Here is an 11,495-nt window from a genome sequence, read left to right on the forward strand (position 1 = left end):
CTGACGGTCACACTGACGGTCAGGGCGAGAAGGGTTCAGCTCTGATAACGGGCTGAACCTCTTTTTATTTCCCGTCTGTTCTCTCAAGTTCGCCGTCGGTGTCATCCGGCAGAAAGAAGTCTTCCGGGTCTTCTGGCACGGGCAGAGACAGCAGGAAAAATCCCGCGGCTATCGTGATCGCACCCGTTGCAACGGGCAGCCAGCGGAGGACTGTCACCATCGCGGAGTCCTGCGTGCTGCCGTTGACGACAAGCGCCCAGCCACTCACGCACAAAAGCGCAAAACCACCCACAAAACAGGCCACAATCCAGAGCAACCGACGCACATAAGGAGACGAAGACTTGCTCATGATGTGACCTTTCAGATCATTGCTTGAAGGCCCGCGCTAGGGCCTGTTAGATCTTGAATTTCTTCCCATATTGTAGGGATGGAAGAAGGAGACAGAACAGGCACCTTTACGGACGAGACATGGGCGATCTGGGAACCTCTGATTGAGGAGGTTCGCCCGAGGGGCAAGACGCCGCCACATGATCTGCGGCGGACGATAGCAGCGATTTTCTGACGTCATGAGAATGGCGCGAAATGGCGGAGTATCCCCGCTGAACTGGGTCCGTGGTGGCGGGCGGCACAGCTTTTCATCCGCTGGGCGAAGCTCGGCGTATGGGAACGGCTGCTCGAACTGGTTCAGGGCCAACAGGGAGTGGCACTCGGCATGACTTTTCTGGATGGCACGAACATCAGGGCTCACCACAAAGCGGCGGGAGCCCAAAAAAAGGGGCCTCTTTCGAAGAGCGAGACCATCGTGAAGCACTTGGCCGCTCTCGCGGCGGCTATGGCACAAAAGTCTGCGTGATTGCTGATGGACATGGAAAAGCCTTCGGTTTTGCGCTGGCCCCTGGACAGGCTCATGAACTGCCTCTGGCACCAGCCATGCTCGACAGCCTTCCCGCCATTCCCCTGTGGGTCGTAGCGGACAAGGGCTACGCGTCGAACGCCATGCGTGAACGGATATGGGACATGGGAGCACGGCCAGCCATTCCCGCGAAACGACGCGATGGCCCGGTCGCCTGCCCCAAATGGGCCTATCGGTGTCGGCATCTTGTTGAGAACCTCTGGGCTCGCCTCAAGGAGTGGCGCGCTGTCGCAACCAGATATGAAAAAACAGCAACGTCGTTCCTCGCCGTCATCCACATCGCTGCCGCAGCAGACTGGATCAAGTTCTAACAGGCCCTAGCCCGGGGAAGAAGTCTGGCTAATTGACGAACACCGTTCCACCGGGGAACGAAATACTACCTGTCCAGTCTGTCCGCCGCTGCAATCAAGGCCCGATGGGTCTGCGAACAGACGCATCAGCAATTCAATGCCTCGATCACTTTGAGTGGACGATCATGAACAACCCATCCGGTTAAAAACGATCACGCGCACCATGTTCGGAAGAGCCGGCTTACAAGTCATCAGGTCCCGGTGCTTCAGTTATCATAATTTAAAGATCACCGGGCATTTTGTTGAAAAGTCCATTTCTGAATGCAAATCACCAGACCAAAAACATGAACTGGAAAACCGGTCATGGCATGCCGTGTTTTCAAAGAGAAAGCTGGACCAGATGTGCACAGGCCAGTTCAGCAAGTTGCGCCTGCGGTGCGTTGACATCCAGCACCATGACCACTTCTTCATGCATATCGGGCTCTTCCAGCGTGGCAAACTGACTGTCGAGCATGGCAACCGGCATAAAGTGGCCGGTTCGTTGGGAAAGGCGGGGCATGATGTCCTCCCTGCTGCCTTTAAGGTAGACAAAGCAGACATCCGCGCTGTCGCCGCCAATCTGCCTGCGATAACTGCGCTTGAGCGACGAGCACGTCACGATGCCACACTGGCCTGCATCGCGCCATGACTGTATCCGGCCAGCAATAAGATCAAGCCATGGCGCGCGATCCGTATCGGTCAACGGAATGCCATTGCTCATGCGGGCAATATTGGCAGGCGGATGCAGGTCGTCTCCTTCGATAAGGGACCAGCCCATCCGTTCGGCTATCAGCTGGGCAAGTGTACTCTTGCCACAACCCGATACCCCCATAACAATCAGCACGCACGGTCGTCCCGCCTCACCAAACCTATGCGAGAATGAAACCATATCCTGTCCAATGTCATACATTGCATATCCTACCGAATATCATCATGGGAAAACGATCGACCATGGTCTGCCTGACCGGCAACGAAGCAACAGATAACCGTTTCTGACCCGATCGGCATTCAAGACATCCATATCCTGACAGAAATGGGATAAATAAATCCAGTAAAATGGATGACATAATTTTATTTCCGCTTGATACATTCCATCACATTAACAACTGTGGAATTTTATATTCCTTATTCTCAAACCAAGCAGAATAAAATTACGCAAAAATGGATGTTGCTCACTTTGAAAATCGGCAAGTTCCAAATGCCAGCTCTTTTCAAATCACGGGTGTCCCGGTTTTTGCAACATCGCGGAATTTCATACAGAACAGATACAATCCGCAGTCTGGTTATAAAATCTGTATCTGTGACTTGAACCCAATGAACTCCACGTTCTTCAGGTTTTTCTGTGCATTGGGATGAAAATAGATCTGGAAGTCCGGAGCAAACACCACGCCGCGCATGACATGAATCTGGTAGTTCGTCTCAAATACCGTTACATGTCCCTGAACACCCGTAGCATGGTTTGGCGCCGTTTTAACAGGAACCATACTGAGGTCCAGCATATCCGTATCTGAAACACCGGGGGCAATTTTTACATAGGTCATGACAACACCAAACGAATCATAGGGGCGACTTCTGATAAAACCACGGTCCACAAATGCCACATATGTTTCGTAATTACGCAATGCCGTGCGCGGATCATTATAGATCACGCCGCTCATTGCCGTCAGGCCGCCTTCGGCATTCGAATAGGAATGGTGAAGAAGCTTCTGGTCAATTTCAAGCCATGTGCTCCATGTCTGCTGATGATTGCGGGCCGTACTGCCGGAAAGCGCATAAGGTCGGCCCTGAATATCATAGTAATTGTCAGGGTTGGGAGCAGAGATCACCTGGCCGCCAATCTTGTAATGTCCTGGCAGTTTATGCGCGCGGCCCAGCAGGGGTTCCCAACCGAGCTCAATCGGCGCAAGCTGCCCTACAATATTGGATGAATTGAAATGAAACCCGGTCCTGTGCTGGCTGTTGGCGTAAATTCCACGTTCGGCAAAATAGACACCGGCCTGTATGTAGATGTAGCGCGATGGACGACCACGGACACGAAAGCCCCACTCTCCGGCCGGATAGGACGTAATATACTGATTATCGATCGCCGCCTTGGGTCGCCCGCAGAAACCGTTATTCTGAAAATTGCAGAAAAGCGAACTGGTGCTGAATTCACTCATTTCAGTCAACCTCCCCCCAGCAATACTGACGCGGCCACCAAGCAGGTTTTCTTCCCCATATGCCGTAACCAGATGAACGACAACATTGCCCCCTCCCCCATATATTTCCGATGAGTGTGCAAGCCAGTCTCCCATCATGCGGTTGGCGGTCGTGCCATAGCGACTGGTAAAAAGCGTATGGGTGGCAAACCCCTTCAGGCCGATGATCTTTTCCCAGTTGATATGAAGGGCGGTATTCATCTGCCCTGCGTTACTTGATCCCTGCTTGTAATTCGGGTGGCCGGGCGTTGGACTTGAAATGGCGGCCGTGAATTCATTTGTGTTATCCATAGTCAAGGCAATGCCACGCGTGCGCAGCCATGATGTCATGCCGAATGGGTCCGTAAACAGGGCTTCCGGCCGGGAAAATGGTGGAACCACAGGCCCGTTTGACGGATGGGCCATGAGTGGTGTCGCCACACGGAGCCTGGCGTCACTGTTGGAGTTATCCTGAAAAGTCTGTGCTGTTGCCTGACTGCACAGAAACATACCCACGATGATAATGATAACCCGGGCTTTTGTTCCGGAAACCTGTTTTGGACAACAGAATGCCATGATAACCGTCAAGAACGCACGCATCCATCCTGTTCCCGCTGGACTTATTGTTTCATCACCAAATATTCATTGCATGAATATTTAATAACGGCATTTCGGAAATATAGATGCCTGAAGCCGCCCTGCCAGCAGGGATGTCTTCAATGTGGTGGATACGCCCGGTTGCGGACGTATCTCGCACAAGCAGTACGTCAGTTCAGATCACGGCAGTCAGCAATGACTGATCCGCAAAATGGGCCGCAAGATTTTTGACAACCAGATCTCCCATGGCTAGCCGCGTTTCCACGGTTGCGCTGGCACGATGGGGCTGCAGGACCACACGGGCAGACTGGCGGAGCGGTGCAGGTACATCAGGTTCATGTTCGAACACATCCAACGCCGCCCCTCCCAGTTTTCCTGCCTCAAGCACCTGTATCAGCGCCTGTTCATCCACGACCGAACCGCGGGCGACATTGACCAGAAAACCATCGGCCCCCAATGCTTCCATAACCTCCTGGTTGACCAGATGCCGTGACCCCGCACCACCCGATGCCGCGATGACCAGAATTTCGCTGTTCTGCGCCAATGTCGGCAAATCAGGCACGAAAGCATAATCTTCGAGTTCAAAATCTCGCAGGTCGGTATAGGATACAGGCATGGCAAAAGCCTGGGCGCGATGCGCAATCGCCCGCCCCACCCGGCCCATGCCTATGATCCCGAGCTTTCTGCCGGTGACCTTGCGGCCGAGCGGCAGGGCGGGTTTATTCCCCCATGCCCCATCACGAACATACCGGTCTCCTGCCGGCAGCCCGCGCAGAAGCGACAGGACAAGCCCCATGGCCATATCCGCTACATCATCGGTCAGGACGCCCGGCGTGGTGGTGACATGAATATTGCGCTGCCTGGCTTTTTTCAGGTCCACGGCGTCCGTGCCGATCCCGTTTATGGCTATGATCTCAAGAGCAGGCAAGCTGTCCATGACGGCTTCGGGCACACCGGTCGCACCCCCTGTTGCAATGCCGCGTATCCTGCCCGCAATATCTTTCAGTTGTGCAACCGAGGTGAAACGATGCACGGTATAGGCAGCATCAAGCTGCTTCTCGATTTCGGGCATCATGGGTTCAATCAGCAGGATTTCAGGTTTCATGATTTCATGTTTCCAGTTCAGGCAAAATGGGCACTTACGCTGCCAATAGCGGGAAATCGGGCCATAATTCCGGTATCATGCCCGACAAAAACGGTTCCGGTCTGCACACTTCCCATAATGAAATAAAACACAACTATAGAATGTCGTTCTGCTCAACGAGGTCACGGTTACGGCATTCCGGTATGAAGTAAGTTGTTCCAATGGTAATGCCCGCAAGAAAAATGACATAACCCGCAATCGGCAGCCATGACATCTGGCCAGGATGCGCCGCAAATGGTGAAAAGCTTGCAACCCACCTGATGATGCACGATCCGATAAGGGGCGTTATGCCACCTGCAATCACGGCCGAGACTTCACGCGCCAGCGATACGGCCATGTACCGGTGCCGGGCGCCAAACATTTCCGGCAGCATGGCTGCCTGCGTGCCGAACATGCCCCAGGTGGTTACCCCAAGTGCGATGGACAGCGCGATAATGGCAGGCAGCGGCCGACCGGTACTGAAAGCATACCATACCGGCAACGCCGTGATGGCCTGCAGGATGGCAAAGGTGCGATATATCCTGATCCGCCCGAAACGGTCACTCAGCCGGCCGGCAATCGGCACGGTAAAGCCGCCAATCACCGCAGCCGTTATCAGGGATGTCGTGCCCAGCAGTCCACCTAGGCCCATGGTGTTGACAAGATAGCTGATCGCCAGAACCTGATAGATGGAGGAGCCGCCATTTTCGGCCATTCTCACGCCGATCCCGGCCAATATCGTGCGCCACGAGCCTTGGATGAGGGAGAAAAGCGATTCACGTTCTTCCGCCACCTTGCGCTGGATCATCTCGAAAGTGGGAGATTCCCGGAGTTTGAGGCGCATATAAAGCGCAACCACAAGAATTACGGCACTGACCAGAAACGGCAGCCGCCATATCCACGAATGCGTGATGTCAGCCACCCCGAACAGAAGGCTGCAATACACCACGGCTGCGATGATGGTGCCGATCTGGATGCCAAGGAATGGCAGCGAGGCATAAAACCCGCGCTGACCCACAGGGGCATATTCCGTCATCATTACAGCAGCGCCGGCCTGTTCCGCCCCTGCCCCAAGTCCCTGGAGCATCCGGGCCGTAATGAGCAGGATGGGGGCCCATATCCCTATTGTCTGGTAGGTCGGGATCAGGCCGATACCCGTGCTGGCCAGACCCATAAGGGTTATGGTCATCAGCAGGACCTTCTTGCGGCCGATATGGTCGCCTAGCCGACCGAACACGATCCCGCCAATGGGGCGCACGGCAAAGCCTACAAAATAGGTTGCGAAACTGGCGATAAGACTTGTGACCGGCGTGGCCGAAGGAAAAAAGAGCGGTCCGAAAACCAGTGCCGATGCCAGGCTGTAGAGTGCGAAGTCATAATATTCCAGCGCGCTTCCCAACGAGCATGTCCATGCCGCGCGACGCAGTTCGCTTACCGTCAGGGCAAGGCGGACCGGGGGAGACATTATCCGGCCATCTGCGCCGATGGCCCCGAATGCTGCTTGTGTCATGGGATTTCCACTTCGACCTGACGGCCCGTAAGAGCCGATTCACGAATGGCCAGCGCTATGGCCAGTGCAGCCAGGCCATCTTCGCCGGTCGCGGCGGGTTGCCCCGTGCCACGCACCGCATTGCTGAATGCGGCAAGGGCGTAGTGATAGAGATTGTGATGGTGAACCGGTATTTCCTTTTCACCATCGGCATTGCGCATGAACAGCCGCCCCGCGGCCCGCTGGCTCATGCAGTCCCGACCGATCAGGACACCATTACTGCCATAGAACTCGACCCCGCCCTCGGAGAAGGGCACGGTATAGGAACCATGGATCTGGACCAGAACGTCGCCGGGAAAGCGCATGATCACCATGATGCCGTCCTCCACGCCATCATGGGCAAGGCGACCGCTCTGGGTCATGGCCATGACATGTGTCGGGTTGCTGCCGATCAGGAAACGCAGCGTGTCGATGTCATGAATCGTGCTGTCGAGTATCAGCCCACCCCCATTGGGATCGTTGATACGCCACCCCTGCAGGGCCTGGGGCAGGAAATTGGCATGAAAGACCCGCACGGCATTGAGCTGGCCAATTTCTCCTGCTTCCAGAAGCTGCCGCAGTTTCTGGTGCATGGCATTGCAGCGCAGATGATGATTGACCCCGAGGACCACGCCCGCATCACGGCAGGCATCGATCATTTTCCGGGCATCATCCACCCTGAGCGCAACCGGTTTTTCGCACAGGACATTTTTCCCGGCGCGGGCTGCCGCGAGTGTCTGGCGACAATGAAACTGGTTGGCGGTGCTGATATAGACGGCATCCACGTTCGCGTCTGTCAGGATCGTGTCGATATCCGTCGTGTGGGCGGGGATGCCATTTTCAGTTGCAAATCGGGCACCGCGTTCTTCGTTCGAACTCAGCACGTTCAGGATCTGGCTGTCTGGCTGCGCACGAATGGCATCGACAATCCACTGCCGGGCAACATTGCTTGCACCAATCAGACCCCAACCGATAGGGCTGGTCATTGGATAATCAGGGACAATTGCAGGCCCTCTCCTTAACGGGCACGCTTCCCCCGCAGGGGGCGTGTCTTGTGGCATCAGGTATGGGAAACAATCGAATATTGAATTTTTATTTATTTTTTTATTTCAATGCGCCAGTAACGGCCGACGCTTGACTGAAAACGCTGCCTTACCGAACCAGTTTTGTCAGGTAGAAAACAAAATCGTGAACGAGGCACGTCCGGGTCAGATATTGTGAGGCGAAAGGCCGTCACCAGAAGCCGCAATGGTGCTGCCTTTTGCCAGCACACTGACCACAAGCGCGGTCTGCCCCGCATTCCATGCCATATTGAGGAGACTGTAAGGAATTTCTTCGTTGCCCTGTGGTGCCAGCATGTCCATGGCGTAGCTGGTCAGGCGGCTGTACTGCCCTACCGTATACGTCATGCCACGTGTCCGACCCTGCTGGTGTGATGGATAGAGAAGAAACAGCGGATCGTCTGCAAACATGACCGCAGGCGGAAAATCAGGCTCGTACCAGTCCACCACGGCATCATAAAGATGGTCGCGGCCGGATTTCATCGGCACGGCCGCCCCGGCGGGTGCCACGACCAGAACCATCTGCACCCGGCAACGGGAACCGGCAATGGCCAGGGCGCGGTCCAGCCTGGACTTTAGCGCAACGGGCACTTCACCGCTGCCTGTTCCATGATCTGTCAGAACGACAACAGCGCCACATTGCACCAGCCATTCGGCAAGGAAAGGAACATCAGATACGCCGGCCAGCACGACATGCACCGCACCGATACGGATACAGGCCAGTACTGCAACGATACTTTCCATCATCAACGGCATATGGATCGCAACCCTGTCGCCACGTTGCACACCCTGGTCCAGAAGGGCGTTTGCGAGACGGCAGACATGCTCATGCAGTGCCTGATAGGAAACCCGTTCCTCCGGCTGCGCGCCTGATCCGGGCCAGATTATCGCAGCCCCGTCCGCATGATCGCCCAGATGACGGTCAATGCACAAAGCGGAGATATTCAGCATGGACAAAGCATATTGCGGCAGCGGGTCGACAGGCAGCGAGCCTGCATGAGCGGCCGGTTGAATAGGGTGCCGCCGCGTATGGATGGCAGGCAGAACGAACACGTTGTCATAAGTCCTGCTGATCATGGACCTGGTCCCCATTGTTCAACTGCTCCGGCACGGGTCACGCGCGATGCAATCATGAATTAAAAGAGAGGCGACGTGTGCTTTACGCAAAAAAACGCGATGCCGGACGTGTGCCGACCTGACGGACACGCGCGCCATGCCACAACCGGGAACCGAAGCGGATGGCCGTCACCCGCGCGGTCCGGTTCCACAAAAAGCTGTTGTCGGTATGGGGCTGTGTTCCGTCATGGCATTTCATAAGTTGTGCTCTTGTTTGCTTTTGTTACCACGGACTGTGACAAATCCCGGTTGCGGACGGAAGATGTTTTGCCGTTTAAAGGGGCGAACGCCGCGCCGCGAATTGCAAAGGTTGCGAAGATGAGAAAAGCCGCCACCAAGACCTTCACCGGGTCACGCATCCGTCATCAACGCACCCGTGTGAGCATGACACAGAGCGCGCTGGCGCTGCGGCTGGGCATATCCGCCAGTTACCTTAACCAGATTGAACATGACATACGCCCCCTGCCCCTGCCTTTGCTTGGTGCCCTGTGCGACATCTTTTCGGTAGGGGCGGATTATTTCAGTGATACTGAAGAAACACGGGGCATACAGGCACTACGTGAAATACTGACCGACCCCGTATTCGATACGGACGCCATCAGGCTCGACAGTATCCAGGCCGCCATGCGCGCAGCACCTGATCTATGCGCCCAGTTTGTGCGGCTCTATCGTGCCTATCTGCTACGGCAGGAACACACGGCGGCCCCGCTGGTCGGCGCGGCCACGCCATCGCACGCCAGACAGGATGATGCCCCTGATCGGGTAGAGCCTTACGAGGCCGTCAATGACTGGGTGCAGTTCCAGCGCAATTATTTTGATGAAGTCGACCGCACGGCGGAACGCCAGTTCGAGATGATACGACTGGATGAAGGAAGCCCGCGGGAGCAGCTTACCCGCTATCTTCTGGACCATCATGGCATACGCACGGAAACCGATCTCAGCCTGGGGCAGCGGGGAGTGATGTGGCGGATGGACCGTCGGGCACGCACCATCTTCCTTTCGCGCATCCTCCCGGCGGAGAGCAGTACTTTCTGGATGGCGCAGGCGCTGGGGCAGATCGAGCATCAGGCCGTGTTTGCACGCACCATCCGCCGCTCCCGCCTGCGCGAGAGTGAGGCACGGGGACTGGCGCGTGTCTATCTGACCAACTATTTTGCCGGGGCACTCCTCCTGCCTTATGAGCGTTTTCGGGTAACCGCACGTGAGGTCCGCCATGACCTGGAACGGTTGCAGCGCCATTTCGGGGTCAGTTTCGAACAGGCGTGCCATCGGCTGAGTACCATGCAGCGCCCGGGAAGCGAGGGCATACCCTTTTACTTTCTCAAAACGGATATCGCCGGCAATATCCTCAAGAGTTTCAGTGCGAACCGCTTTACCCAGTCCCGCTTCGGCGGTCCGTGCCCATTATGGAATATTTTCCGTGCATTCAGCACGCCCCAGCAGGTACAGGTCCAGTTGTCACAAACGACCGACGGCGCGCTCTACCTCAACATAGCCCGCACGGTCGGGCGCAGCAGCATATCCTACCTTGACCGTCCGCGCCTGACTGCCGTGGTTCTGGGCTGCTCCATTGCCGATGCCGAGCACCTTGTCTATTCCGCAGGGCTGGACCTGAATGATCCCCGCATGATCATTCCCATCGGGCCGGGGTGCCGCGCCTGCACCCGTGAGGACTGTCACCACCGTGCCCTGCCCATGGTTGGCCACCGCGTTGATATCAATAATGAAGGGCGCGGTATCGCCCCCTATCGCACGGCATTATAAAAACAGGTGTTTCCTGCCCCTGATCATCCACGGATACGAGGGTGGCGCACACCGTTCTTTTCATAGCGGAAACCAGACGCTCTGTTGTCTCGTTAGAGCGGGCACGACCATGACCTTCTGCCATGCACTGTGCCAGGGCGGTCATGCCAGCTTAACCCGGCGGCGACCCTGTTACAGGCGGGAGCATCCTGAACGTGTACACTGAAGCAAGTCATAAAAACATTGGTTCCTGCCTGACCGAAGCACTGGTCATCCATGCACCGCATGACCTGCGGCTGGACCCCGCTCCCCTGCCCGCTCCCGACCCTGATGAAGTGCGGGTGAATATGGCCTGGGGCGGCATATGCGGCTCGGACCTGCATTATTTTGCTCATGGGGGCGTCGGGGCGTCCGTACTGCACGCCCCCATGGTTCTGGGGCATGAAGTCTCGGGCACCATTGATGCGGTAGGTAGCGATGTGAAAGGTTTTTCCGTAGGCGAGGCCGTGGCCATTCACCCGGCCCAGCCGTGTGGTCACTGCCCCGAATGTGCGAGGGAACAGCGCAACCTGTGTCGCAACATGCGTTTTCTGGGAAGTGCCGCACGAGATCCCCATACCGATGGCGGCTTTCGGCGGGCAATGACTGTCAAGGCGACACAACTCCATTCCCTTCCCCCCAACCTGACTCTCCGCCAGGCCTGCCTTGCCGAACCTTTATCCGTGGCCCTGCATGCCATTGCACGCGCGGGCGATGTGCGCGGCCGCAGCGTGATGGTGCAGGGAGCAGGACCAATCGGGCTGTTAATTGGGATCACGACACGAAAGTGTATTTTACGTACGCTTGGAGTGAACACCTGTAGAACTGGCCACATTGAGGTTCACGCAACAAGTAGGGATGCAGGTACC

Annotated in this window: 9 protein-coding genes and 2 pseudogenes; 4 read left to right on the plus strand and 7 right to left on the minus strand. The window is 56.2% G+C overall.

What is annotated here, in order from left to right; translation table 11 throughout:
* Positions 1-64: 64 nt before the first annotated feature.
* Entirely contained in the window at positions 65-349 is a 285-nt protein-coding gene (locus CFR80_RS14940) for a hypothetical protein (RefSeq protein WP_019089638.1), read from the minus strand.
* Positions 350-427: 78 nt separating this feature from the next.
* On the opposite strand from CFR80_RS14940, the pseudogene CFR80_RS14945 reads away from it, so the two are divergent.
* Together CFR80_RS14945 and CFR80_RS20165 are read left to right on the plus strand one after the other, a co-directional pair.
* Positions 428-1,224 (plus strand): annotated as a pseudogene (locus CFR80_RS14945) (IS5 family transposase).
* Positions 1,225-1,234: 10 nt separating this feature from the next.
* Positions 1,235-1,389 (plus strand): annotated as a pseudogene (locus tag CFR80_RS20165) (IS701 family transposase); the annotation flags it as partial.
* A 193-nt stretch (positions 1,390-1,582) separates the two neighbouring features.
* Here the strand turns inward: CFR80_RS20165 and CFR80_RS14950 are convergent.
* The 6 genes from CFR80_RS14950 to CFR80_RS14975 all read right to left on the minus strand — a co-directional run bounded on the left by CFR80_RS14950 (position 1,583) and on the right by CFR80_RS14975 (position 8,805).
* A complete protein-coding gene (locus CFR80_RS14950) occupies positions 1,583-2,152 on the minus strand; it encodes a gluconokinase (RefSeq protein ID WP_181418243.1) in 570 nt (189 codons plus the stop codon).
* 373 nt (positions 2,153-2,525) lie between these two features.
* Complete coding sequence (locus CFR80_RS14955; protein WP_258367844.1) at positions 2,526-4,019, minus strand: carbohydrate porin; 1,494 nt, start codon at positions 4,017-4,019, stop codon at positions 2,526-2,528.
* A 172-nt stretch (positions 4,020-4,191) separates the two neighbouring features.
* On the minus strand, positions 4,192-5,121 hold the full coding sequence (locus CFR80_RS14960) for a 2-hydroxyacid dehydrogenase (RefSeq protein ID WP_110507616.1): 930 nt from the start codon (positions 5,119-5,121) through the stop codon (positions 4,192-4,194).
* Between the two features lie 133 nt (positions 5,122-5,254).
* Entirely contained in the window at positions 5,255-6,649 is a 1,395-nt protein-coding gene (locus tag CFR80_RS14965; protein ID WP_110507617.1) for an MFS transporter, read from the minus strand.
* Positions 6,646-7,653, minus strand: coding sequence for a Gfo/Idh/MocA family protein (locus tag CFR80_RS14970; RefSeq protein WP_110507618.1), 1,008 nt, complete (start codon positions 7,651-7,653; stop codon positions 6,646-6,648). Before CFR80_RS14970 ends, CFR80_RS14965 begins: the two co-directional genes overlap by 4 nt.
* Positions 7,654-7,875: 222 nt before the next feature.
* Positions 7,876-8,805, minus strand: coding sequence for an AMP-binding protein (locus CFR80_RS14975; protein ID WP_258367845.1), 930 nt, complete (start codon positions 8,803-8,805; stop codon positions 7,876-7,878).
* A gap of 357 nt (positions 8,806-9,162) precedes the next feature.
* Here CFR80_RS14975 and CFR80_RS14980 point away from each other — a divergent pair, with 357 nt between their 5' ends.
* Both CFR80_RS14980 and CFR80_RS14985 read left to right on the plus strand, forming a co-directional pair.
* Positions 9,163-10,608 (plus strand): helix-turn-helix transcriptional regulator, encoded by a 1,446-nt coding sequence (locus CFR80_RS14980; RefSeq protein WP_110507620.1) that lies wholly within the window; start codon positions 9,163-9,165, stop codon positions 10,606-10,608.
* 194 nt (positions 10,609-10,802) lie between these two features.
* Positions 10,803-11,495: alcohol dehydrogenase catalytic domain-containing protein (locus tag CFR80_RS14985; RefSeq protein WP_258367846.1), on the plus strand; the 693-nt coding region annotated here is incomplete at its 3' end.

It is taken from the genome of Komagataeibacter oboediens (assembly GCF_003207815.1).
In the GTDB taxonomy this organism is placed as follows: Bacteria; Pseudomonadota; Alphaproteobacteria; order Acetobacterales; family Acetobacteraceae; genus Komagataeibacter; species Komagataeibacter oboediens.